Raw genomic sequence first — 23,665 nt, forward strand, 5'->3', positions numbered from 1 at the left:
CTTTTGGAAGCGGGGTTTTTGTTTTATTTTCAACCTCAGAAGTTCGTGGTTTGAGCTTCTTTAAAGAAAGGTTTAAGTATTACTTTCTTTCTCTGAAGCTTTCTTGTTTAAAAGCCCGATCATAATATCCAACTCCTGAACCATTTCCTCGTTATTTCCGCTGTATCCCACTTTTTTGAATCTCATTTTTCCTTCAGGGCCAATAATGACTTTTGTTGGGATTCCGGAGATATCGTAGTCCCGGGCAGTCTTGAATGTATTAAAGTCGTCTAAAGCCTGATCGAAAAGTACGTGGAAAGGATAATCATTTTCTGAAATAAAATCGGCTACGTCTTTTTCTCTGGTAGCAGCATTTTCAAAAGTGTCAATAAACAGAAACGCGACCTTTGGATCATCCTGATATTTCTCAACTGCCTTTTCCATACCGGGGAAGGAATTAATGCAGGGTCCGCACCAGGTAGCCCAGAAATCAAGAACCACGGTTTTTCCCTTCAACGATGCAAGGGAGACTTCATTTCCTTCAAGGTCTTTTAATGTAAAGGCAGGAGCCTTCTCATTAAGCATTTCCTTTTTAATATCTGCTATAGCTTTTTCTTTTCCTGCTTTCTCCAGTTCTGCAAGTTTTTCCTGAAGCCCTTTTTCTGATCCCTTAGTTTTTAAATAAGCTTCTTTAAAAACTTCTTTTGTAGCCGCAGTTGCAGTGTTTTCCCTGATATATTCGGCAGCCTTATTTAGTGCCTTTTCCGTTTGGCCACCTTTTATTAAAAGCTGAACATAGCGCTCATTCATTTCGCTATAGAGACCTTCGCCTATAGCTTTCTCCTGGTATTCGATTGCCTCTCCGATATTCCCTTGTTTCATCAGGATATAGGCGTATGTGTCCTGATACATCCTTTCAGAATATTCCTGACTGTTTTCAAATTGATTCTTTGTGTAGTAATCAGGTTTTTCTCCCTGCTTAAGCAGTTCTAAGGATGATCTGGATAATTCGGCGGCTTTTTTAAGATTTTGATCCTTTTCAGCCATATTCCAGGCAGTGCTGTTATAAAGGGACGCTTGTTTATCTTTATTTGTCATTAATTCAGAATACTGGTCGAACTTTTCCCAATTCCCTTCTTTCGCGTGGACCCTGAGTAATGATTCCAACATATAGTTTTTCTCGAATCCTGTTTCCTCCGGTCCAAATTTCTTATTGAACTCTTCAAAGATCTCTTCTTTTTCAGCCACGTTTTTCGCCTTCTGTAGATCCTGCAGGTATTTCTGCTTCACCAGTAAGCTTTTTGGAAATTTTTGGGCAATGATTTGTTCAAGTGAATCGACAGATTCTTTCTCCTTCAGAAGTTCATATAATTTATGGACAGTCATCAAATCCTCTTTTTCCGGATTTTCTTTTCCACCTCTTTCTTTTATCCGCTGCTCAATATAGGCTTTGGCTTTTTCTTTGTCCTTTGCATATAACATTCGGGCATATACTACATCCCAATCCTTATTCAACTCAGGATTTTCCTCCAGATCTTCTTCAAGCAAGGCGAAAGCAGAGTCATTTTTGACTTCATACCTGCTGCCATAAGAATTATAGAAGTGTCCCTGGCTGGCTTTGCTGCCGGCTAACAATTCTCCTTTCGAATCATAGAGCGGAAGAATAAATCCTTTCTTATTGTTATTGTCTATTTTCCAGTTTTGAGAGATATTGATGGCAACGGTAGTTGCAGAATCGGGCAGTACAATGCTGGCTTTCCATACTCCTGACGAATCGGTGAATTCAATGTCTTCAGGATAAGCATCAGGACCAACGAAATAATGATAAAAGGCTACTACTTCCGCTGAGTCTGCCAAATTTGAGGCATCTCCGGTATAGGTCAGGTCCAGTTGATCGCCGGGCTGAGGTTTCTGCTTTGAAATATGCAGTGCTCCCAAATTAGTTCCGGGATCTTCCATATTCTTGTCATCTTTACAGGACAGGATAAGTGCTGTGAGGAGCACAAACAAAATAATCGATTTTATTTTCATAGGTTAATAAATTGAGAAAATCCTTACAATGTAATTATTTTTTAATGGAATTGACATATTAGGCCCTTTATTTCTGCTGAATAAGGAAAATCAAAAAAAAACCCACAGCGGTGGAGGCAGTGGGTTCTGAATAGAAAAACCTGAAATATTATTAAAACGAATTGATCGTTTTCCTGATCGCGGTAAGATTGGTAAGCAGCTTCTCAAGATATTGTATATCCAGCATATTGGCACCGTCACTTTTTGCCGTAGAGGGGTCAAAATGGGTCTCTATGAAAATACCATCTGCTCCAGTGGCAATTCCGGCACGGGCGATGGTTTCGATCATATCAGGTCTTCCCCCGGTTACTCCACTGCTCTGGTTTGGTTGCTGCAGGGAATGGGTGACATCAAGCACAGTTGGTGCGAATTGTCTCATGGTGGGTATTCCTCTAAAGTCAACGATCATATCAGTATACCCGAACATGGTACCACGGTCAGTCACCATCACCTGCTCATTGTTACAGTCGGTGACTTTGGTAACCGCATGTTTCATGCTCTCCGGACTCATGAACTGGCCTTTTTTCAGGTTTACTACTTTTCCGGTTTCGGCTGCCGCGACCACAAGATCGGTTTGGCGCACCAGGAAAGCAGGGATTTGCAGGATGTCTACATATTCTGCAGCCATGGCAGCGTCAGATCTTTCGTGAATATCTGTCACCGTAGGAACTTGAAAGGTTTCTGAAACTTTCCGAAGGATCTTCAGGGCTTTTTCATCACCTATCCCTGTAAAGCTGTCAATACGACTTCTGTTAGCTTTTTTAAAGGAACCTTTGAAAACAAAAGGGATCTCGAGTTTATCTGTAATGGTCAAAATAGTTTCGGCAATACGCAAAGCCATTTCCTCGCCTTCAATGGCGCAGGGCCCGGCCAGCAGGAAGAAATTGCCGGAGTCTGTATGTTTTAACTGCGGAATGTTGTTCAGTTTCATAGTTCAAAATTTGAGTACAAAGATACTTTTTTTAGACTTCTTTGTGTGTACCTCTCCCCACGCACATTTTTCCGGAAAGATCTTTTCTTACCTTCTTTGTAACCCGGGAAATGGTTGTTCGTTATTTCAGAGTTAACCGGATTTTGATTTGATGTCCTGTGAATTAAAAGGTCAATTAATTGATCTACAGATATTTCCGTAGTAATAATCCAGCCTCAAAAGCAATTCTTGTATCATAATTTATGAGAAGGCTCAGGTATTAACCTTTTTCGGTGAAAATATATTTTTAAGTTGTCCTGTTAATTCTGTTTTCAGGGAAAATTTATTCCATGTAACCCTTTGTATGCCAGTATTTTGAAGGGTTTAGTGAAAAGTAAAAGAATTGAATAAGAGGCTGTCTTTTTTCGAAAAAAATAAACGTACCTTTGCAGCCTTTAAAAATCAGGCGTTTATATGACAGCTATTAAAAACATTGCGATTATCGCACACGTTGACCACGGAAAAACTACTTTGGTAGATAAGATTATGTACCATTGTCACCTCTTCCGGGACAACGAAAATACAGGGGACCTTATTCTTGACAGTAATGATCAGGAACGGGAACGCGGGATTACTATTACCTCAAAAAACGTATCCGTTATTTATAAGGATACCAAGATCAACATTATTGATACCCCGGGTCACGCCGACTTTGGTGGAGAAGTGGAAAGGGTATTAAACATGGCCGATGGGGTTCTACTCTTGGTGGATGCCTTTGAAGGACCAATGCCTCAAACCCGTTTTGTACTTCAAAAAGCCATTAACCTTGGTCTTAAACCTTGTGTGGTGATCAACAAAGTTGATAAGCCAAACTGTACTCCTGAAGAAGTTCATGAAAAGGTTTTTGACTTGATGTTTGAACTGGGCGCCGAGGAATGGCAGTTGGATTTTCCATCTGTTTACGGTTCTGCCTTAAACAACTGGATGAGTACAGATCCAAATGTTCAAACAGACAGTATTGAACCATTACTTGATATGGTAATTGAACATATTCCTTCTCCAAAAGTGGAGGAAGGGAGCCCTCAAATGTTGATCACTTCTCTTGACTTTTCTTCCTTTACCGGGAGGATCGCGATTGGACGTCTGCAAAGAGGTGTATTAAAAGAAGGAATGCAAATCGCTCTGGTAAAACGCGATGGGTCCATTAAAAAGACTAAGATTAAAGAGCTTTTCACTTTTGAAGGTTTAGGACGTGTAAAAGTGAAGGAAGTAGTAGCCGGCGACATTTGTGCGCTGGTAGGTCTTGAAGGATTTGAAATTGGTGATACTGTTGCCGATATCGAAAATCCTGAAGGATTAAAAACCATTGCCATTGATGAGCCAACAATGAGCATGTTGTTCACGATCAATGATTCACCTTTCTTTGGAAAGGATGGAAAGTTCGTGACATCGAGACATATTAAGGAGCGCCTTATGAAGGAGCTCGAAAGAAACCTGGCCCTTAGAGTGGAAGAGACAGACAGTGCAGATAAATTCCTGGTTTATGGACGCGGAATCATGCACCTTTCTGTTTTGATCGAGACTATGAGAAGGGAAGGTTATGAAATGCAGATAGGACAGCCACAGGTTATCATTCGTGAGATTGATGGTGTGAAATGTGAGCCTGTAGAAGAATTGACAATTGACCTTCCGGAAGTTGTTTCAGGAAAGGCAGTGGAGATGGTAACCATTAGAAAAGGTGAACTTCTTAGCATGGAAACCAAAGGAGAGAGAATGACTATTCAGTTCCTGATCCCTTCCCGCGGAATTATTGGTTTGAGAAATCAACTTTTAACCGCGACAGCGGGAGAAGCTATTATGGCTCACCGTTATAAAGAATATCAGCCCCTAAAAGGTGGAATTCCTGAAAGACAGAACGGGTCGCTTATTTCAATGGAAAAAGGAAAAGCCATTCCTTATTCAATCGATAAGTTACAGGACAGAGGACGTTTCTTCGTAGAACCGGGAGAGGATATATATGAAGGACAGGTTATTGGGGAAAATTCACGCCAGGATGATATGACCGTGAACATCACCAAGACAAAAAAGCTTTCTAACGTACGGTCTTCAGGAGCAGATGACAAAGCAAAAATATTTCCTGCTTTGAAATTTTCTCTGGAAGAAGCACTGGAATTTATTCAGAAAGATGAATATGTAGAGGTTACTCCAAAGTTTATTCGTCTGCGGAAGATTCACCTTACCGAAAACGACAGAAAAAGAAATAAGATTATGTAATTCTGAAACACTTTTTTATAAAAGCTGCTGAAAATTGTATTTTTGGCAGCTTTTAATTTTTAAAACAATACCGGATTTCAGGGAGGGAGAAGTAACTCTTAAATTCTGAATCCTGATTTATAAATACTGAATTAATACTATGGAAATACTTGGAATATCACATGTGGAATGGTTTGGTTACCTCGCCTCTCTTTTCGTTTTACTTTCATTCCTGATGAAGAATATCAAAACCCTGCGCTATGTCAATACCCTTGGATGTGGTTTTTTTGTGATCTACGGAGTGCTGCTTAATTCCTGGCCCATCATTATCACCAACGCCGCAATCATCCTTGTTAATGCGTACTATTTGATCATCCATAAGAAGGAACATGTTCCTGCCGATGAGGTGAAGCCATAAGGTTTGTTAATGACTACGGAAGTATGATAGCTTTGCCGGGCATTATTGCCAACAAAACAAGACCTCTCAAAAATGCATTTTTGAGAGGTTTTTTTTTACGTCATTCCGAATTTTTTTCAGTATCTCATCTGGACCCTGAAACAAGTTCAGGGTGACGGATTTTGATAGGGATGAATTTTGCGTCATGCTGAATTTATTTCAGCATCTCATCTGGACCCTGAAACAAGTTCAGGGTGACGGTTTTGCGGGAAGACTATCATTCTACACAGCGTTTCTCCATAGGGAGAGTGCTGAGCATTTCATTCTCCCTCTCCTTTGGAGAGGGTTGGGGAGAGGATGAGAAGAACAGTATGTCATGCTGTATTAAACAGACCCTGAAACAAGTTCAGGGTGACGGCTTTGCAAGAAGACTATTATTCTACACAGCGTTTCTCCATAGGGAGAGCGCTGAGCATTTCATTCTCCCTCTCCTCTGGAGAGGGTTGGGGAGAGGATGAGAAGAACAGTATGTCATGCTGTATTAAATAGACCCTGAAACAAGTTCAGGGTGACGGCTTTTGATAGGGATGAATTTTGCGTCATGCTGAATTTTTTTCAGCATCTCATCTGGACCCTGAAACAAGTTCAGTGTGACGGCTTTGCAGGAAGACTATCATTCTACACAGCGTTTCTCCTCTGGGAGAGTGCTGATCATTTCATTCTCCCTCTCCTGGAGAGGGTTGGGGGGAGGATGAGAAGAACAGTATGTCATGCTGTATTAGACAGACCCTGAAACAAGTTCAGGGTGACGGATTTTGATAGGGATGAATTTTGCGTCATGCTGAATTTATTTCAGCATCTCATCTGGACCCTGAAACAAGTTCAGGGTGACGGCTTTGCGGGAAGACTATCATTCTACACAGCGAGGGTGACGCAGTAGAATAACTCGGGTCTCTACATTTCCCGATTCTAGACGGTTTTCTGTACCACCTCAAAAACTTTTTGTCCGTCGCACTTAAGTGTTTTTGAAGGATATTTCAGCAGCAGGGCATAATCATGGGTAGCCATAAGGATGGTTTTTCCGTTCTTACTAATTTGCTGAAGTACTTCCATGATTTCCACTGAAGTTTGGGGATCAAGATTCCCCGTAGGCTCATCTGCGAGGATGAGTTCGGGGTCATTTAAAAGGGCGCGAGCAATGGCAATTCGCTGCTGTTCCCCTCCTGAGAGCTGGAACGGGTTTTTGAACCCTTTGGTTTGCATTCCCACTTTTTTTAGCACCTCCTCGATCTTGGCGTTCATGGAGGCCTCGTCTTTCCATCCGGTAGCCTTCAGTACAAACAGGAGGTTCTCGTTCACGTTACGGTCATTGAGTAGCTTAAAATCCTGGAATACCACTCCCAGCTTACGGCGCAGAAAAGGGATGTCCTTTTCTTTCAGGGTCCTGAGGTCGTAGTCTACAATGTTGCCTTCCCCTTCGGTTAACGGAAGATCTCCGTAAAGAGTTTTCATAAAACTACTTTTTCCGGTTCCGGTTTTTCCAATGAGGTAAACAAATTCACCTTTTTCGATCTCTATATTAACATCAGAAAGTATGAGGGTCTCCCGTTGGTAAATGGAAGCGTCCTTCAGGTATAACACCGTATTGGCCATGAAAAGTTGCTTTTTGTGAGGTAAAAGTAAGAAAGAGAACGTAAATAGAAAGACTTGAATTGTTTTTCTTCAGCTTTATTTTAAGTAGGAAATTTTAAGTTTCATTTAACGGGAGAGCATAATTTATCTTACAGGATGGGCGTTATTACCACAGAGTTTCTTATATCTTTGAATCATCAACAAAATAAACCCTCGAATGACACATAACAGAACCTACCTTTTTGGTGTTTTTCTATTCATTTGCATTTCAGTTTTTCCGCAGCAATCTGCGATCCAGACCAGTGAACTGGCCGACTATAACCGAGCCCTGGAACTTTACAACAATCAACAATACCTGGCAGCCCAAACTTTGTTTGATGAGGTGCGGGATGAGGTGGAAGATGAAAGGATCGAGGCCAATTGTGCCTATTATATAGCGAATGCAGCCATACGGCTTAATCAACCCGGAGCCGACAAATTGATGGAAGACTTTGTACAGCGCTATCCTACCAGCACAAAGACAAATGCGGCTTTTCTTGATGTAGCCGATTATTATTTTGAAAGCGGAAAATATTCCCTGGCCCGAAAATGGTATGACACAGTAGACCAGCGTAACCTGAGCCGCTCTGAAACCGAAAGGTTCAATTTCAATAACGGATACGCCTACTTCAGGGCGAATGACCCTGATAACGCGAAGCTCTACCTTAATAAGGTTAAGGACTCTAAGAAATATGGTTCCCAGGCTAAATATTATCTCGGCTTTATGGCCTATGAAGGGGATGATTACCAACAGGCGAATGCTCTTTTTGAGGAGGTAAAGGAAGATGAACGCTACCAGGAGAACCTTACTTACTTCCAGAGTGACATGAACTTTAAACAAGGTAATTTCGAAAAAGCCATAGAACTGGGGCTTGAGCAATTACCGAATGCCACTCGCAGGGACCAATCTGAACTCAACAAGATCATTGGAGAAAGTTATTTTAACCTGGGGGAATATGAAAAGGCCATTCCTTATCTGAAGGAGTATAAGGGAGCACGTGGTAAGTGGAACAATACAGATTATTATCAGCTGGGTTATGCTTATTTCCAACAGGGGGATTATGAAGCAGCAATTTCTGAATTCAATAAGATCATTGACGGTACAAATGCTGTGGCACAAAATGCCTACTACCATCTAGCCCAGTCTTACCTGAAGACAGACAAGAAGCAACAGGCATTGAACGCTTTTAAGAATGCCAGTGAAATGGATTTCGACAAGGATATCCAGGCAGATGCTTCGCTTAATTACGCCAAACTAAGTTACGAGATAGGGAACAGCTATGCCAGCGTACCGCAGGTGCTGATGAACTATCTGGAAAAATATCCAGATTCGCCCGCTAAAGAGGAGATCAATGAATTGCTAATCAATTCATTTATCACTTCGAAGAATTATGAGGAGGCTATGCGTTTACTCAAAGGAAACAGGAACTTTCAGAATAATGTGGTATACCAGCAGGTGGCTTTCTATCGTGGGCTGGAACTCTACAACGAAGGGAACTACACTGAAGCCGAAGAATATTTTGATCTGGCCTTAAGTGAAAGAAGAGATCCCCGGTTAACAGCTCTGGCCACGTTTTGGAAAGCCGAAACAGATTTTAACCTGAGAAGGTTCCAGGATGCACTTATTGGATATCGGGAATTCACAGGAATGAGTGGCGCAAAAGATGCCGCAGAAAGGGAGAATATTGATTACAATATCGCTTATGCGTATTTCAAACAGCGGGACTATAACCGGGCTGTCGAATACTTCAAGCGATATGCCGGGAATACAGCTCACGAAAAATCCCGAAGAAATGATGCCTTTGTGAGACTGGGGGACAGTTATTTCGTGAACAGCAGTTACTGGCCGGCGATGGAAGCTTATAATTCGGCTATCGCTCTTAATGGAACCCAGAATGATTACGCGGCATTCCAAAAGGCGATCAGTTATGGATTTGTAGACAGGAACGACACCAAGCTTCAGGAGTTGAATGAGTTCCTCAACCGCTACCCACGTTCCTCTTACAGAGATGATGCATCCTATGAATTAGGAAATACCTATATCGCCATGAACCGTACCTCTGAAGGTATTGAAGCATACAACCGGCTTATTCGGGATGTACCCGGAAGCGCCTATGTGCCCAAGGCGATCCTGAGACAGGGATTGATCTACTACAACAGCGACCAGGGGAATAAAGCCCTGGAAAGACTGAAAAAGGTAGTTGCAGAACATCCTAATTCTCCCGAGGCTGCACAGGCCGTAAAGACTGCAAGATTGGTTTATATTGATCTTGGAAGAACAGATGAATATGCAGCATGGGTAAGAAACCTTGATTTTGTCGAGGTCACCGATGCAGATCTTGATAACACCACTTTTGAATCTGCAGAGAAACAGTACAGGGAGAACAATACTGCACAAGCTACGGCGTCTCTTGAGAAATATATAAGCTCTTTCCCTAAAGGATTACATTCGGTGCAGGCGAATTTCTACCTTGGCCAGCTTTATTACAGGGAAGGAAACAAGCAAAAAAGTATCCCACATTATAAGTTCGTAGTTGACAAAGGTACCGGTGAAAATTCTGAAACGGCACTTTCCAGACTGGGAGAAGTATATCTTGAGAACAGGAATTATTCCGAAGCGATCCCGGTATTAAAAAGACTGGAGAGTGAAGCTACCTATCCACAGAATGTGATCTTCGCGCAGTCTAACTTAATGAAGTCCTACCTGCAGGAGAACAATTACAACGAAGCAGTGCGATACGCAGAGAAAGTACTGGCGAATCCTGAGGCTGAAACAGCCGCTAAGAATGATGCGCAGGTGATCATTGCCCGGGCAGCTATCAAAACAGGAAATGAAGCCCGTGCGAAACAGGCTTATGCAGAAGTCCAACGATCTGCTACAGGAGAACTGGCAGCCGAAGCTTTATACTATGATGCGTATTTCAAGAACAAAGAAGGAAAATACCAGGCTTCTAATGACGCAGTACAAAAACTGGCTAAAGATTACTCCGGTTATAAACTTTACGGCGCAAAAGGCCTTGTCCTGATGGGAAAAAATTTCTACCAGCTGGGCGACGCCTATCAGGCCACTTATATTCTGGACAACGTGATCAATAACTTCCCAGACTATCCCGAGGTGGTCAAAGAGGCCAGGCAGGAACTGGCAAAGATCAAAGCCGAAGAAGCCAAGACCAATGCTTCTGTAGAAACCAACAATTAATTTTCTGAATAAAACAGCCTTCCCATGAAAATCAACTTTTTAAGGAATAGTTTTCTAATCATGTTCTTTTTTCTCACCGGTTTCATTTTCTCCCAGGACCTGGGGAGCGAAACAGTAACAGTGGTGAAACCATATACCCCAAGCGTAAATGACGCCAATAAGATCAAAGAAGTTCCGTCAATAAGTGACTCTGTGAACCTGGAGAAAAGGCCGGTGCAGTACAGCATTTTTTCGGTGCCGGTGGCTTCTACCTTCTCCCCTGCAAAAGGCCGTGCGACCACGGTGGAAAGGCAGAGGCCTCCTAAATTGTATGACAACTATGTAACTCTGGGCTTTGGTACTTATACGAGTATACTGGCCGAATTTTACAGCAACATCGAGGTAAGCCGCACAGATAACTTCGGAATTTTCCTAACCCACAACTCGGCTCAGGGAGATATTGAAGGAGTATATCTTGATGACCATTATTACGATACTGAGTTAAACCTGAATTATACCTCAAGACAAAGGAACCTAACCTGGAAAACCGATTTTGGAGTGGAGCATCAGCTTCAGAACTGGTATGGAGTGCCTTCATCCCTGACCAATGAAGTTAGAAATCAGATCGATCCGCAGCACAATTATTACAGTGTATATGCCGGGGGGGAATTAAGGCCTGAAGATTCTTTTTTTGATGGGGCTAAGGTGAAATACCGCTTTTTTGGAGATGATTACAGTTCGGCAGAACATCATATTAATTTCAAACCCAGCTTTGAACTTCCGTTGGGAGGGGAAATCTTCCATACCAATGTCACGGTTGATTATTTGAATGGAAGCTTTGACCGAAACTATTTCAATAACGAAGGATTAAATTACAGTTTCCTGAACCTGGGGCTCGATTCCAGTCTTTTGATCCTCAGGGATGATCTCACTTTGAACCTGGGGGCGGCCGTTTTTTACAGCATGGATACAGAGAACAGTGACGGGGCAGTATTTGTTTATCCAAAGGTTACGGCCAGCTACCGCATGGCGGGGGAATATTTTATAGGATACGCAGGTCTTGAAGGAGAATTGAAACAGAATACCTATTACCAGATGGTACAGAAGAATCCTTTTGTTTCTCCTACGTTAAACATTCAGCCTACAGATCAGCAATACAATGCCTATGTTGGGGCCAAGGGAAAATTGAGCAACAGTGTAGGTTATAACCTTAAGGGAAGTTATATCGCCGAAGATACCAAACCTCTTTTTCTTGCGAATCCTGTTGTTTCTTATAGAAATGAGGAAGATTATGCACATGGGAATTCCTTCGGAATCGTATATGATCGCATGAAAACCATTTCAGCCTTTGGGGAACTTAATTTTGACCTTAGCAGGAACTTTAACCTTCGGGTGAACGGGGAATATTTTGTTTATGATACAGATGAAGAGGCTGAAGCATGGAACCTTCCCGATTTTAAAGCCAACCTTCTGGCAGATTATCAGATCACTGAAAAATGGTTTGCAGGGGCGAACCTTTTCCTTGTGGGAGAACGCAAAGACCTTTTAAATTATGATCCATTTGAAATGGCACCTCCTTCAACCGTGGTTACCCTCGACAGCTATTTCGATATAAACGCCAATGTTGGGTATCGTTTCAATGACCGGCTTTCAATTTTCGCAAGAGGGAATAACCTGCTGGGAGAAAATTATGAAAAATGGATGAACTACCCGGTTATGGGGCTCCAGGTCATGGCGGGAGCTACTTATAAATTTGACTTCGGAAGGTAAAAAACACGAAACTAAAAACTAAAGGCTGATCGATCGATCAGCCTTTTTTTGTTTAATTCTTAAACCTTGATCATATTCCTGGAAAATAATTCATTTACCATGACGTAATATTCTTAACAATTACATAACATTGAAAAAAAATAGAATAACCGGGTAAGTCTGTAATTTTGCACCTCGAAAAACCGGGAAAAAGAATCCTTTGATTTTCATCTTGTAAACCAAATATTCTATTTGAATTTTTAAAGAAATGGCAAAAACTAAAAAATTTACCCGCACAAAAAGGAACAGGCCTTATTTAAATGTCCTGGATTTCATGGTACAGGAAAAAACATTCCTGGCTATTGTAATTATAGGTCTTGTGTTGGCGGGAATTCTCTCGGGTTATGGACAGGCCGGGATGTGGTTGGGATTCTTCTTTGCGGCATACGCAACAGTGGCCAATGACAGTATTCAGTCTCTTGGGACTTTCATTGAAAGTAACAAACACAGAAGTTGGTGGTCAATGTGGTTATTTATTGGAGTAATCTTTTTGGCGGTAGTCACCTTTAGCTGGGTCTATTTTGACGGGGATGTTACTTTTCAACGTTTATTGAGTTCAGACGGAACAACAAAATACCCACATCCCGAAACCTTCAGCTTTTTCCAGATCATTGCTCCGTTGGTACTGTTGATTCTTACCCGAATGAAGATGCCTGTTTCGACCACTTTCCTTATTCTGAGTGTTTTTAGTGCCGATACCTCCGGGATCACTTCCGTGGTATGGAAATCATGGTCGGGTTACATAATGGCATTTATCCTTTCCTTTCTGGTTTGGTATCTGTCTTATAACCTCATTAAAAAATATTTTAAAAGCAGAAAATTCAACAGAAGTTGGAGTGTTGTACAATGGATAGTTAGTGGAACCCTTTGGGGAGTTTGGGTGATGCAGGACGGTGCAAATATTGCTGTGTTCCTTCCAAGGCAAATGGACATGTTTCAATTTCTTATATTCTCTTTGACCATTTTTGCCGGTCTTGGGCTGTTGTTCTACTTACGAGGTGATAAGATCCAGGAAGTTGTTAGTGAGAAGGTGAGAATATCAGATGTCAGGGCTGCAACATTGGTAGATGCAACCTATGTTATTCTGTTGATCTATAAGTTATTTATAAGCACAGTACCAATGAGTACCACCTGGGTTTTTCTAGGGGTTATTGGAGGTAGAGAGATCGCAGTGAGCCTGGCCAGATCCAAGAAAGGTAAAAAACACCGTAAGAAAGCTGGAAAAATGATCTTTAGAGACTTCTCTTACGCCATGATAGGACTATTCGTTTCTATCGCTCTTGCTGCAGGAGCCAATTCTGAAATTCGCCGTACCATTGGTGATACAGTTTCAAGCTGGTTTTAATTAATAAGTACAGATAAACTTTAAATGCGCTTCTTTATTGGAGCGCATTTTTTATTTTTGGTCAAATTTGAATCTGATGAAAAAAGTACTTCTATCCTTACTTATCTGCGGAATTTTCTTCTCCTGCAATACTAAAGAAGAGGCCGACCTGATGGTGGTCAATGCCAGGGTCTATACCGTGAACGATGATTTTCATGTAGCGGAAGCATTCGCCGTTAGGGATGGAAAATTCCTGGCTGTAGGTACTACTGCAGATCTTCTGGAGAAATATGAATCTGTTGAAACTATAGATGCCGACGGAAAAGCTGTTTACCCCGGACTTATTGATGCTCATGCCCATTTTTTTGGTTTGGGTACCACCTTGCAGCATGTTGATCTAACTGAAACCACAAGCTTTGAGGAGGTTGTAAACAGGATCACCGAATTTCAGAAGGAAAAAAATGCAGAATTCATAGTAGGAAGGGGATGGGACCAAAACGACTGGGAAGTGAAAGAGTTCCCTGTAAAAGATACATTGGATATCTTATTTCCCACTACCCCCGTTGCGATCACCAGGATAGATGGGCACGCCTTACTGGCAAACCAGGCAGCACTTGATGCTGCAGGGATCACGATCAATACTCCTGCTGAAGGCGGTGAAATCGAAGTAAAGAACGGAAAGCTTACCGGGATCCTTATTGACAACCCTATGGCATTGGTGGAGAATGCTATACCTGCAACCAGCCTGGAAGACCAGACGACCGCTTTACTGGATGCTCAAAAAGAAGTTTTTCAATATGGATTAACCACTGTGAACGATGCAGGGCTTGACAGACAAGTCATAGAGTTGATCGACAGTTTGCACCAGACCGGGGAACTTGATGTGCGCATCTATTCCATGATAAGCAACACCAAAGAAAATCTTGATTATTACCTTGAAAAGGAACCCTTAAAAACTGAAAAGCTAAATGTGGGCTCGGTGAAATTTTATGCAGATGGTGCCCTTGGCTCCAGGGGTGCAGCTTTAAAAGAACCGTATTCAGATAAACACAATCACTACGGGGCCCTTCTTTCTTCTGTAGCAGATTTTAAGGAAACAGCTACACGTATCGCAAAGACAGATTACCAAATGAATACCCATGCCATAGGGGATTCGGCAAATATGGTAGTTCTTAAAACCTATGATTCCCTGTTAGAAGGTAGAGAAGACCGGCGCTGGAGAGTGGAACACTCCCAGGTGATTGACCAGGAGGATTTTAAATACTTCAGTAAAAATATTATTCCGTCTGTACAGCCTACCCATGCAACCAGTGATATGTACTGGGCCGGGGACAGACTTGGAGAAGAGAGGGAGAAAGGCGCCTATGCCTATAAAAAATTATTGGATCAAGCCGACATTATTGCTCTGGGAACAGATTTTCCGGTAGAAAAAGTAAGTCCTTTCCTAACATTTTACGCTGCGGTGGCAAGGAAGGATTTGGAAAACTGTCCTGATGGAGGTTACATGAAGGAACAAACTCTCTCTAGGGAGGAAGCGCTTAAGGGTATGACCATCTGGGCCGCGTACAGCAATTTTGAAGAGGAGGAGAAAGGGAGTATAGAGGAAGGAAAGTTTGCGGACTTTGTGATACTGGAGCGGGATATCATGGAGATCCCTGAAAGTGAGCTTCCGGATGTGGAAGTGAATGCAACTTACCTGGACGGGAAAAAAGTTTACTAAAGCAGGAGATACCTGTGCAAGATCAGTGGTGAAAAAACCAGATGACTAATCACTATATAAGTTGGTTATCTGGTCATGCATTTCAACAATGCTGAGAACAGGGACCCTGAAGACATTTTTTAACGCAAGTTTGCTCTTTAGATACCTCTCGACTCCGCTCGAGGAGACGATTGAATATTACTTCACCCCAAAGGAAACTTTGCCGAATTAAAACTAAGCGAAGGAATTCTTATGAAAATTATTTTCCACCATTGGCAACAAGGTCCAACCTGCATTTTTCGTCAAAATCCAGGATTTGTTCTTCATTTTCAATTTGGTTGACAGCACTGGCAAAATCAATGGATCCGGCCATTAGACAATCTGCAACATTGCAGTGTGCTTTATAGGCCGGGTCAGTATCTTCATGGGGAGATTGCGCCGGGCTCCCATTGTTCACCAGTCCAAAAAGGTGGCCAAATTCATGTCTCAGGATGGTGTGTTCTATTTCGGTTTTAGTGACATTAGAAGAGGATGCCGCCATATCCTGGACGTCTTTTTCAAAAATTACAATGGAAGAACTGGAATACGCTTTTCCAAGGATCCTTTCATCGGAATTTTCCAATTCAAGCGAAGCTTCACTAATATTATCTGCGAAATAGATAAAAGCGGTCAGTTGTTTATCGGTATTAAAGACCGTTCGGTTTTGCTTTTCGATTTCCCTGACTTCTGAGATGGAAAGAATACCTTTTTCAGGAGATGGAATTGCCCGTTCAGAAAAGATGATTCCCGCAGGTTTATTCAAATACTTTTTAAGAAAATTTTCCAGAACCGTGAGAGTGCTCTGGGTAGGGTTATAACCGTTTACATAAACTATTTCCACCTTTAAAGATGTGTAATTCTCATCACTTAAAAAATCTCTTGCAGAAGCTCCAAGTATCTTCTTGTCACTTGCAGGTTCATCAACAGTACATCCTGTTAGCACCAAAGTAAATGTGGTAAGAATTACAATTAAATATCTTTTGAAATTCATCGAAAAACCTTTATTTTTTAAAAGTCAATTTTGCCAAATAGTCGTAATGTTCTCCTTCTTTAACGAGTTCACAAAGAAAACCATTTTTTGCTGCCGCTAAAGATAAGGAATCAAAGTCCAGATACAACCAGTCAAAATTATTCGAGGTCTCTCCTTTATAGTTAAGACTATACATCAATTCCCCGTAATATCCCTGTGCTGTATCGATCCAGATACCGCCATCTTCATCTGGATCAAAAAGATAAATAAGATCTGAAGAATCTATAAGCACTTGTCCGGCTTCTTTCAGGAGAGACTTCAGCTTCAGGAAGAAAGCATCCAGGTTTCTCATTTTTCCAATGATTCCCGTGCCGTTCATCAACATTAGGATAGTATCGAACTTCTGTTCTGACAGGTCCTCAAAAGCGATATTTTGTGCATTTTTCAATCCGCGTTGCCGGCAGACTTCAATGGCCCCCGCCGAAATGTCGATCGCTGTTACAGGAAGTCCTTTTTCCTGTTCAAGATAAAGAGAATGACTTCCTGCTCCACACCCTACATCAAGAGTGTCCCCCTGGCAGAGGGAAAGAGCTGTTTGCTCTAGAACAGGCATTTCCTGGTAATTTCTGAAGAGGTAGGCTACAGGTATGACATCTTCGTCAAAATCTGGGGAAAGCACCTTGATCTCCTCTTCGGCACCGGTTTCATAGAAAGCTTTTATAGCCTTTCCGAAGATATCTGTATCTTTTTTTTGATCATTCATCTTTCGTTCTTTTTATCTTTGCAACATGCAGGAAGAATTAAATGAGCTCCCCCAAAGGGCCAAAGATAAGCATAAGGAGAATAAAAAATTTTTCCAAAAACTTAAAAAGAAGCCGCCCAGGCAACTGGACCGGCAGATGCAGGAGATCCATGATCAAGAATTTGAGCGAACAGATTGCCTGAAGTGCGCCAACTGCTGTAAAACAACCGGCCCCCTTTTTACTCCCAGGGATATTGAACGTATTTCAAAACACCTCAAGGTAAAGCCCCGGCAATTCACAGAGCAATACCTCCGGATAGATGAAGATAATGACTATGTACTGCAGGAAGTGCCCTGTTCTTTTCTGGCTGCAGACAATCATTGTCTCATTTACGAAGTTCGTCCAAAGGCCTGCAGTGAATTCCCGCACACTGACCGAAAGGATTTTCACAAGATCACAAATCTTACCTTGAAAAATGTAGCTATTTGTCCGGCCGCTTTCAGAATAGTGGAGGAGATGAAAAAGAGGATAGGTTAACTCTGTTTCGGGTTTCGGGTTACGCACATCCCGCAACTAGCCTGCATCTTAAAAAGGATATCAGGAAAGATTTTGCAGGTATGGCAAAAGATTATTTGAGTTCCGGGGCAAAATACCTTAAAAAGAATCAGAAGAATTATCAGCTTATCAAGGAAAGAATAGAACTCAACGAAGCTATGGCAGATCTTTATTCCGATGATCTAAAAAAGGTGGAAAAATTTCTACGTAAGAAGGATCTGGCCGATTTTGATGCCAAACACCTTATGATCGTTGCATTTTTAAAGAGGGCGGTTTCCCTCAATGACAATTCTCCCGAAGCAGAAAAATGGGCTGACTACTTTGCTGCTCAAAATAACGAGGCTTACGAGGTGCGGTGGAAGTTATTTTCCAGGGACAAAGAAGCTTTTGCAGAAAGTAATCTTTAGTATAGGAGATAACTTACCCTGATCTTATTGAATGCTTTCAGCCCCGGTTGCCAGCTTTCCCTGATCGTTTCCTCACTTAACCCCTTTTCGATCTGTCTGCTTAGGTTTTCAGTCCCCGCGAGATTGGTGAAGAAATTATTGAAAAATTCAGATTTTTCGCTCGTATCTCTGTAGGCATTGATCAGCCACTCCAGGTTGATTCGGTCCAGTGCGGGACCTGATGAAAGATCCTTACCATAGCAGGTTTTTCCAAGATGTTTAGGCGATTTAGCACCCTCATTTGACTGAGGGGTATATTGAAAATCATACTTTTCACGAGGTAGGAAAGGAGAGCCAAAGACCTGGAATTGTTTATCGGTTCCCCGACCGGCATTCACATTGGTTCCTTCAAAAAAACAAAGACTGGGATAAAGATTGATGGCCCGTGCATTAGGTAGGTTAGGCGAAGGTTTCACCGGAAGATCATACTCCAGTTGGTGATCGTAATTCTCGATCCTGATCACATGTAAGTCTGTTTCTATCCCATTTTCCAACCACTTTTCTCCATTGATCATTTGAGCGTATTCTCCAATGGTCATTCCATAGACCACAGGAACGGGATGCATGCCGACAAAACTTTTGTGCTGAGGTTCCAGTACCGGGCCGTCTATATAATGCGCGTTGGGGTTTGGTCTGTCAAGCAGGATCACCGGAAGATCATTTTCTGCAGCGGCTTCCATCACGTAATGAAGTGTGGAAATATAAGTATAGAAACGCAAGCCAACATCCTGCAGGTCAAAGACCAGGATGTCCAAATCCTGCAATTGTGAGGAAGTTGGTTTTTTGTTGTTTCCGTACAGAGAGATCACCGGCAGACCTGTTTGAGTATCTTTTCCATCTTTGATAAGTTCTCCTGCATCAGCCGTGCCTCTAAAACCATGTTCGGGTGCGAAAACCTTCCGTAGATCAACATCGAGGGAGAGCAGGGAATCTACGAGGTGAACATTGCCATTTTCGGTAGGGATAATACTGGTTTGATTCCCGATCAATCCCACCTTTTTCCCGGCTAACAATGGCAGGTATTCCTCAAATCGTGCAGCTCCCAAACGGAGTTCTTTTTTTACTTCCTCTGGAGATCCTTCCGTAGCAACAGGCGTCATAACCTGATCCTGTTGTGAGGAGGTGTTTCCGCAGGCGGTGACCGTAATAAATACGAATAAAAATGTACTTTTGAGGAATCTAAAAATCATAAGCTACTTTTGAATCTGGAATTTTTTATAGCCAAACGCCTTATAAGTGCGAAGCAGCACAAAAGTAGCATTTCGGCCCCAATAATTAAAATTGCCATAGTGGCCATCGCTATTGGGGTTATAATGATGCTTGTCTCTTTTGCGACCGGAATTGGGCTACAGCAGAAGATACGTGAAAAAATGTCGGCTTTTACCGGCCACGTCACTATTTCCAACTACGATAATAATAATTCCCAGATCTCCCTCAAGCCAATATCCTTAGACCAGGATTTTTACCCTGAGTTCACCAGCGTGGAAGGGGTGGAGCATGTGCAGGCCACGGCCTATAAAGGTGGGGTGATACGAACAGCTACAGATTTTGAGGGGATCATCGTCAAAGGTATCGGAAAAGATTATAAATGGAATTATTTTAAAGATTTCCTGGTAGCCGGAAGTATTCCCGATTATACCGACCGGCTGCATGATAAAGTTCTCATTTCCGAATATATTGCCAAAAGGCTTGGATTCAAAGTGGGGGATAAGGTGATAACTTATTTTTTAAGGGAAGATAGCAGTAAAACTCCGCTGTTAAGGGCCTTTGAGGTGCAGGGGATTTACAATTCAGGTTTTCAGGAGTTCGATGAGCTATACATGCTGGCGGACATAAGGCATATTCAACGGCTCAACAAATGGGAAGAGGATGAGATTGGGAATTTCGAGGTATTCCTGACAGATTTCAAAAACCTGGATCAAAAAGGGCAGGAGATCTATGAGAACACCGGGTCTTTTCTGGATACCCGCACCATAAAACAAAAGTATTATTCCATTTTTGAATGGTTATCGCTCTTTGATTTTAATATTGCCCTTATCATAGGGATAATGATCCTTGTGGCCGGGATCAATATGATCACCGCACTGCTGGTATTGATCCTGGAACGCACCCAAATGATAGGAATCCTCAAAGCTTTGGGAAGCAGCGACTGGAGTGTTCGTAAGATCTTCCTGTACAATGCCGGATATTTGATCCTCCTTGGGTTATTCTGGGGTAACTTGATAGGGCTGGGGCTGCTTTTCGCACAAAAGTACCTGAAGCTCATTCCACTCAATCCTGAAACATATTACGTAACAGAAGCACCGGTTTATATTGGCTGGGAATACATCCTGGCGGTGAACGCAGGCACCCTGTTGTTATGTATGCTAATGTTGCTGCTCCCGTCTTACATCATTACCAGGATCTCTCCGGTCAAGGCTATGAAGTTCGATTAGGTCTGGCTATAAGGTAATGCATAAGCCTTTTTCCCGACCTATTCCAAAACCTGCTTTTTTTTCTACCTTTGCAGCCGCAAAAAATGAGATATGGAATACGCTGAAAATATATTAGGTACCATTGGGAATACGCCCCTTGTTAAGATCAATAAACTGGCAGAGGAGATCGACGCCCTGGTACTTGCAAAATACGAAACCTTTAATCCCGGAAACTCGGTTAAGGACCGCATGGCGGTTAAGATGATCGAAGATGCCGAAGCCGCAGGTTTACTTAAACCGGGGGGAACTATCATTGAGGGGACTTCCGGAAATACAGGAATGGGTCTTGCCCTGGTCGCTATTGTAAAAGGTTACAAGATGATCTGCGTAATTGCAGATAAGCAATCAAAGGAGAAGATCGACATACTTCGTGCGGTGGGTAGTGAAGTGGTGGTATGTCCTACAGATGTGCAGCCTGATGATCCTAGATCATATTATTCTACTTCTAAAAGACTGGCCGAAGAAACTCCGAATTCCTGGTATGTAAATCAATATGATAATCTTTCAAACCGAAAGGCTCATTACGAGACCACCGGTCCTGAGATCTGGAGACAGACAGATGGGAAAGTAACTCACTTTGTTGTGGGAGTCGGTACCGGCGGAACTATTTCTGGGGTTGGAAAATATTTAAAAGAACAAAACCCTAATATCAAAGTCTGGGGGATCGATACCTACGGTTCGGTTTTCAAAAAATACCATGAAACGGGAGAGTTTGATGAAAAGGAGATCTATCCATATGTTACCGAAGGGATAGGTGAAGATATACTTCCGAAGAATGTTGACTTTAGTATTATTGACGGGTTCACAAAGGTGACCGATAAAGATGCGGCTATCTATACTCAAAAGCTTGCCAAAGAAGAAGGAATGTTCCTTGGGAACAGTGCAGGTGCCGCCATGAAAGGTTTGTTGCAGCTTAAGGAGCACTTCAAGAAAGATGATGTGGTTGTTGTTTTGTTTCATGACCACGGAAGCCGTTATGTTGGGAAAATGTTCAACGATGAATGGATGCGGAAAATGGGATATATTGAATAAAATATTTCTTCCGGATAATAGTAGAGCTGTCTTATTGGCAGCTCTTTTTATTTTCTGATTATAGTTTTTTCTGGAAGTGGCGGCTCCTGGAGATAATAGAACAGAACCGAACCCGTAAAGTATAAAATAACATCAATGACGTCTGCAGTATATCGCTCCATGAACTGCGGAAGCAGAATTTCAAAATATATCGAATAGAAGGTGGCAAGTGATAAGACCGTGAACAAGGAGAGCCTGATGTTGCTGTCTTTTTTTAATTTTTGAACAGTAAGGAGGCAGAGGCTCAGGATGATAGGCATGCAAAGGAAATCGTTTAGATAGAACCTCAACCAATCCGGCCGGGGAATACCGGTAATTGAGAGGAAGCGTTCAAAGAGAAAGATTCCGCTGAAGATCACCAATGTCCACAAGATCTTTTTCATAATAACAGCAGGGAAGTAAGAAAGGCAAGAACTCCTCCAATGACCATCACCGCCACCCATACAGAAAAGCCAACCTTCTTGACCACTTGCAGGAAAGACTTTTTTTCAGGTTCGTTCCCGATGGGTTTTCCTGATTGTTCCCTGTTCGCTTCCTTTGGAAAGGTTGTTTCAGAATGTTTTGGATTTGAAGTGTTTTCGGGTTCCATAATCTTTAAATGCATTCAGGGTAATATAATTATTTCCCTTCTTATTTAAAGAATGCCCAGATAGGTTTAACCCCGAATTAAGAAAGTTATTCTTCCGCACCCCATGGTGCCGGAGGAGTTTCTACTGGCCGGGTAAGATCAAATTCCACTCTGAATTCCCTGTCTGTTCCCAGGCGTCGAAGATTGTAAGTGAAAAGGTTATCATCAAGGGAGATCCACCAGATGTTTGAGGCGGCCTGCGGAATGAGAGCGGCAGTTTCCTGGTCTGCCGGGAAAACCTGCAGGTTTGCCAGCCCCGGGTTGGAAGTCATTCCTCCATACATGGTCACTTCATCTTCGCTGCCGTCCTTGTGGCGGTGATCATGTTTTAACTGAATACGGTCACCCACCCGGGTAAGTACCCAGGTTCGGGACCTGTCCTCGCCCACAAAAAATGGGATTCTGATGACATTTTCTTCGCAGGAGCGAACGTGCATCACTAATTTTTTTCCTCTGAAATCGTCATTTTCGGGCGCTTCGGCCACTGTTCCTTCGTATGATTTTCCGCAGTGATCCTGCAGGCTGTTCCAGAATTTCAGCCCGGGGTCGGGTTCCTGAGCAGAACCATTGAGGCTTACCATCAAGAGGAGGAGAGGCAACAAAGTTTTCATAAAAGGGTATTTTTGATAAATATAGATAAATTACATAGAGCCGGTTTTGTGAAGGAAAAATTATATTTTGCAGACTTATTTACCCACTATGAAAAAATTACTCTTCCTCTTTTTCGTTAACGCAATCTTCTGTAGTTGTATAGATTCAGAAGAAAAACTTCCAATAAAAGAAACACCCGAACTAAATTATCTTGCCCTTGGGGATTCTTACACCATAGGTGAGAGCGTTCATAAGACGCTCCGTTGGCCGGTGCAATTAAGTGACAGTTTGAGGGAACGTGACGTGCCTGTAAATCACCCACGTATCATCGCCCGTACCGGCTGGACTACCGCAGATCTTTTAAAGGCTATGGATGAAAGGCTTAATGATGAGAAATTTGACCTCGTTTCTGTATTGATAGGGGTAAATAATCAATACCAGGGTAGATCTATTGAGGAGTACAGGGAGGACCTTAAAGAGATCTTTAGACGGGCTATTTCCCGTTCAAATTCCGGAAAAGACGGAGTCTTTGCCGTAAGTATTCCTGATTATGGAGTGACTCCATTTGGCAAGGAAAAAGCAGAGGAGATCAGGAAAGAGATCGACCTGTTCAATGCAGTGTTTGAGGAGACAGCAGCAGAATTTGATATTGAATTCTATAACATCACCCCTATTTCCAGAAAGGCAGCAACAGATCCCTCCCTAACCGCCACAGATGATCTTCACCCAAGTGGCAAGATGTATACGCTTTGGGTACAGGAGATCGTAAAAGAAATTGCTGAAAAGACAAGTGGGGGTAATTAGTATAAATAACTCTTTTTAAGTAAGTTAAGTGGATTTTGTAAAAAGAAATTTTTT

The 23,665-nt window shown here is 42.2% G+C and carries 20 protein-coding genes; 11 read left to right on the forward strand and 9 right to left on the reverse strand.

Annotation, left to right across the window (positions count from 1 at the left end; genetic code table 11):
• Positions 1 to 72: 72 nt before the first annotated feature.
• Both ACFSTG_RS01980 and kdsA read right to left on the reverse strand, forming a co-directional pair.
• Positions 73 to 2,010, reverse strand: coding sequence for a redoxin domain-containing protein (locus ACFSTG_RS01980; protein WP_380747940.1), 1,938 nt, complete (start codon positions 2,008 to 2,010; stop codon positions 73 to 75).
• Between the two features lie 151 nt (positions 2,011 to 2,161).
• Positions 2,162 to 2,980 carry a 3-deoxy-8-phosphooctulonate synthase gene (gene kdsA / locus ACFSTG_RS01985; RefSeq protein WP_380747942.1) on the reverse strand — a complete coding sequence of 273 codons (819 nt, stop codon included), beginning with the start codon at positions 2,978 to 2,980 and terminating at the stop codon, positions 2,162 to 2,164.
• A 453-nt stretch (positions 2,981 to 3,433) separates the two neighbouring features.
• Between kdsA and typA the strand changes: the two genes are divergently transcribed.
• Together typA and ACFSTG_RS01995 are read left to right on the forward strand one after the other, a co-directional pair.
• A complete protein-coding gene (typA, locus tag ACFSTG_RS01990) occupies positions 3,434 to 5,233 on the forward strand; it encodes a translational GTPase TypA (RefSeq protein WP_380747944.1) in 1,800 nt (599 codons plus the stop codon).
• Between the two features lie 139 nt (positions 5,234 to 5,372).
• Positions 5,373 to 5,630 (forward strand): uroporphyrinogen decarboxylase, encoded by a 258-nt coding sequence (locus ACFSTG_RS01995; RefSeq protein ID WP_380747946.1) that lies wholly within the window; start codon positions 5,373 to 5,375, stop codon positions 5,628 to 5,630.
• A gap of 948 nt (positions 5,631 to 6,578) precedes the next feature.
• Here the strand turns inward: ACFSTG_RS01995 and ACFSTG_RS02000 are convergent.
• The gene (locus ACFSTG_RS02000; RefSeq protein ID WP_380747948.1) at positions 6,579 to 7,262 is read right to left on the reverse strand and encodes a cell division ATP-binding protein FtsE; all 684 of its coding nucleotides are present in this window, start codon (positions 7,260 to 7,262) and stop codon (positions 6,579 to 6,581) included.
• 196 nt (positions 7,263 to 7,458) lie between these two features.
• On the opposite strand from ACFSTG_RS02000, the gene ACFSTG_RS02005 reads away from it, so the two are divergent.
• The 4 genes from ACFSTG_RS02005 (at position 7,459) to ACFSTG_RS02020 (ending at position 15,311) form a co-directional block, all read left to right on the forward strand.
• Entirely contained in the window at positions 7,459 to 10,479 is a 3,021-nt protein-coding gene (locus tag ACFSTG_RS02005) for a tetratricopeptide repeat protein (protein WP_380747950.1), read from the forward strand.
• Between the two features lie 24 nt (positions 10,480 to 10,503).
• Positions 10,504 to 12,228 carry a TonB-dependent receptor gene (locus ACFSTG_RS02010; RefSeq protein ID WP_380747952.1) on the forward strand — a complete coding sequence of 575 codons (1,725 nt, stop codon included), beginning with the start codon at positions 10,504 to 10,506 and terminating at the stop codon, positions 12,226 to 12,228.
• Positions 12,229 to 12,475: 247 nt separating this feature from the next.
• Positions 12,476 to 13,612, forward strand: coding sequence for a hypothetical protein (locus tag ACFSTG_RS02015; RefSeq protein ID WP_380747954.1), 1,137 nt, complete (start codon positions 12,476 to 12,478; stop codon positions 13,610 to 13,612).
• A 76-nt stretch (positions 13,613 to 13,688) separates the two neighbouring features.
• Positions 13,689 to 15,311 carry an amidohydrolase gene (locus tag ACFSTG_RS02020; RefSeq protein WP_380747956.1) on the forward strand — a complete coding sequence of 541 codons (1,623 nt, stop codon included), beginning with the start codon at positions 13,689 to 13,691 and terminating at the stop codon, positions 15,309 to 15,311.
• Between the two features lie 238 nt (positions 15,312 to 15,549).
• On the opposite strand, the gene ACFSTG_RS02025 is transcribed toward ACFSTG_RS02020, so the two are convergent.
• A complete protein-coding gene (locus ACFSTG_RS02025) occupies positions 15,550 to 16,320 on the reverse strand; it encodes a hypothetical protein (protein ID WP_380747958.1) in 771 nt (256 codons plus the stop codon).
• Between the two features lie 10 nt (positions 16,321 to 16,330).
• On the reverse strand, positions 16,331 to 17,062 hold the full coding sequence (locus ACFSTG_RS02030; protein ID WP_380747960.1) for a class I SAM-dependent methyltransferase: 732 nt from the start codon (positions 17,060 to 17,062) through the stop codon (positions 16,331 to 16,333).
• 25 nt (positions 17,063 to 17,087) lie between these two features.
• Between ACFSTG_RS02030 and ACFSTG_RS02035 the strand changes: the two genes are divergently transcribed.
• Both ACFSTG_RS02035 and ACFSTG_RS02040 read left to right on the forward strand, forming a co-directional pair.
• Positions 17,088 to 17,579 carry a YkgJ family cysteine cluster protein gene (locus ACFSTG_RS02035; RefSeq protein ID WP_380747962.1) on the forward strand — a complete coding sequence of 164 codons (492 nt, stop codon included), beginning with the start codon at positions 17,088 to 17,090 and terminating at the stop codon, positions 17,577 to 17,579.
• Positions 17,580 to 17,659: 80 nt separating this feature from the next.
• Positions 17,660 to 18,004, forward strand: a complete 345-nt coding sequence (locus tag ACFSTG_RS02040) for a hypothetical protein (RefSeq protein ID WP_380747964.1) — start codon at positions 17,660 to 17,662, stop codon at positions 18,002 to 18,004.
• Here the strand turns inward: ACFSTG_RS02040 and ACFSTG_RS02045 are convergent.
• A complete protein-coding gene (locus ACFSTG_RS02045; RefSeq protein WP_380747966.1) occupies positions 18,001 to 19,233 on the reverse strand; it encodes an exo-beta-N-acetylmuramidase NamZ family protein in 1,233 nt (410 codons plus the stop codon). The two genes, ACFSTG_RS02040 and ACFSTG_RS02045, sit on opposite strands and share 4 nt — an antisense overlap.
• A gap of 9 nt (positions 19,234 to 19,242) precedes the next feature.
• Between ACFSTG_RS02045 and ACFSTG_RS02050 the strand changes: the two genes are divergently transcribed.
• On the forward strand, positions 19,243 to 20,478 hold the full coding sequence (locus ACFSTG_RS02050; RefSeq protein WP_380747968.1) for an ABC transporter permease: 1,236 nt from the start codon (positions 19,243 to 19,245) through the stop codon (positions 20,476 to 20,478).
• Between the two features lie 90 nt (positions 20,479 to 20,568).
• Positions 20,569 to 21,549 carry a PLP-dependent cysteine synthase family protein gene (locus ACFSTG_RS02055; RefSeq protein ID WP_380747970.1) on the forward strand — a complete coding sequence of 327 codons (981 nt, stop codon included), beginning with the start codon at positions 20,569 to 20,571 and terminating at the stop codon, positions 21,547 to 21,549.
• Between the two features lie 47 nt (positions 21,550 to 21,596).
• Here the strand turns inward: ACFSTG_RS02055 and ACFSTG_RS02060 are convergent, their stop codons facing one another.
• The 3 genes from ACFSTG_RS02060 to ACFSTG_RS02070 all read right to left on the reverse strand — a co-directional run bounded on the left by ACFSTG_RS02060 (position 21,597) and on the right by ACFSTG_RS02070 (position 22,827).
• The gene (locus ACFSTG_RS02060) at positions 21,597 to 21,971 is read right to left on the reverse strand and encodes a hypothetical protein (protein WP_380747972.1); all 375 of its coding nucleotides are present in this window, start codon (positions 21,969 to 21,971) and stop codon (positions 21,597 to 21,599) included.
• Entirely contained in the window at positions 21,968 to 22,192 is a 225-nt protein-coding gene (locus tag ACFSTG_RS02065; protein ID WP_380747974.1) for a hypothetical protein, read from the reverse strand. Before ACFSTG_RS02065 ends, ACFSTG_RS02060 begins: the two co-directional genes overlap by 4 nt.
• A gap of 71 nt (positions 22,193 to 22,263) precedes the next feature.
• Positions 22,264 to 22,827, reverse strand: coding sequence for a hypothetical protein (locus tag ACFSTG_RS02070; RefSeq protein ID WP_380747976.1), 564 nt, complete (start codon positions 22,825 to 22,827; stop codon positions 22,264 to 22,266).
• Between the two features lie 88 nt (positions 22,828 to 22,915).
• Between ACFSTG_RS02070 and ACFSTG_RS02075 the strand changes: the two genes are divergently transcribed.
• Positions 22,916 to 23,611, forward strand: a complete 696-nt coding sequence (locus tag ACFSTG_RS02075) for an SGNH/GDSL hydrolase family protein (protein WP_380747978.1) — start codon at positions 22,916 to 22,918, stop codon at positions 23,609 to 23,611.
• The last annotated feature ends 54 nt before the right edge of the window (positions 23,612 to 23,665 follow it).

Source organism: Salinimicrobium flavum (assembly GCF_042684505.1).
In the GTDB taxonomy this organism is placed as follows: Bacteria; Bacteroidota; Bacteroidia; order Flavobacteriales; family Flavobacteriaceae; genus Salinimicrobium; species Salinimicrobium flavum.

Bases quoted from the DNA above. Each gene is read 5' to 3' on its own strand.
- ACFSTG_RS02005 (WP_380747950.1), top strand. From the start codon at position 7,459: ATGACACATAACAGAACCTACCTTTTTGGTGTTTTTCTATTCATTTGC.
- ACFSTG_RS02010 (WP_380747952.1), top strand. From the start codon at position 10,504: ATGAAAATCAACTTTTTAAGGAATAGTTTTCTAATCATGTTCTTTTTT.
- typA (WP_380747944.1), top strand. From the start codon at position 3,434: ATGACAGCTATTAAAAACATTGCGATTATCGCACACGTTGACCACGGA.
- ACFSTG_RS02035 (WP_380747962.1), top strand. From the start codon at position 17,088: ATGCAGGAAGAATTAAATGAGCTCCCCCAAAGGGCCAAAGATAAGCAT.
- ACFSTG_RS02065 (WP_380747974.1), bottom strand. From the start codon at position 22,192: ATGCATTTAAAGATTATGGAACCCGAAAACACTTCAAATCCAAAACAT.
- ACFSTG_RS02060 (WP_380747972.1), bottom strand. From the start codon at position 21,971: ATGAAAAAGATCTTGTGGACATTGGTGATCTTCAGCGGAATCTTTCTC.
- ACFSTG_RS01995 (WP_380747946.1), top strand. From the start codon at position 5,373: ATGGAAATACTTGGAATATCACATGTGGAATGGTTTGGTTACCTCGCC.
- ACFSTG_RS02045 (WP_380747966.1), bottom strand. From the start codon at position 19,233: ATGATTTTTAGATTCCTCAAAAGTACATTTTTATTCGTATTTATTACG.
- ACFSTG_RS02055 (WP_380747970.1), top strand. From the start codon at position 20,569: ATGGAATACGCTGAAAATATATTAGGTACCATTGGGAATACGCCCCTT.
- ACFSTG_RS02040 (WP_380747964.1), top strand. From the start codon at position 17,660: ATGGCAAAAGATTATTTGAGTTCCGGGGCAAAATACCTTAAAAAGAAT.
- ACFSTG_RS02025 (WP_380747958.1), bottom strand. From the start codon at position 16,320: ATGAATTTCAAAAGATATTTAATTGTAATTCTTACCACATTTACTTTG.
- kdsA (WP_380747942.1), bottom strand. From the start codon at position 2,980: ATGAAACTGAACAACATTCCGCAGTTAAAACATACAGACTCCGGCAAT.
- ACFSTG_RS02075 (WP_380747978.1), top strand. From the start codon at position 22,916: ATGAAAAAATTACTCTTCCTCTTTTTCGTTAACGCAATCTTCTGTAGT.
- ACFSTG_RS01980 (WP_380747940.1), bottom strand. From the start codon at position 2,010: ATGAAAATAAAATCGATTATTTTGTTTGTGCTCCTCACAGCACTTATC.
- ACFSTG_RS02020 (WP_380747956.1), top strand. From the start codon at position 13,689: ATGAAAAAAGTACTTCTATCCTTACTTATCTGCGGAATTTTCTTCTCC.
- ACFSTG_RS02000 (WP_380747948.1), bottom strand. From the start codon at position 7,262: ATGGCCAATACGGTGTTATACCTGAAGGACGCTTCCATTTACCAACGG.
- ACFSTG_RS02070 (WP_380747976.1), bottom strand. From the start codon at position 22,827: ATGAAAACTTTGTTGCCTCTCCTCCTCTTGATGGTAAGCCTCAATGGT.
- ACFSTG_RS02015 (WP_380747954.1), top strand. From the start codon at position 12,476: ATGGCAAAAACTAAAAAATTTACCCGCACAAAAAGGAACAGGCCTTAT.
- ACFSTG_RS02030 (WP_380747960.1), bottom strand. From the start codon at position 17,062: ATGAATGATCAAAAAAAAGATACAGATATCTTCGGAAAGGCTATAAAA.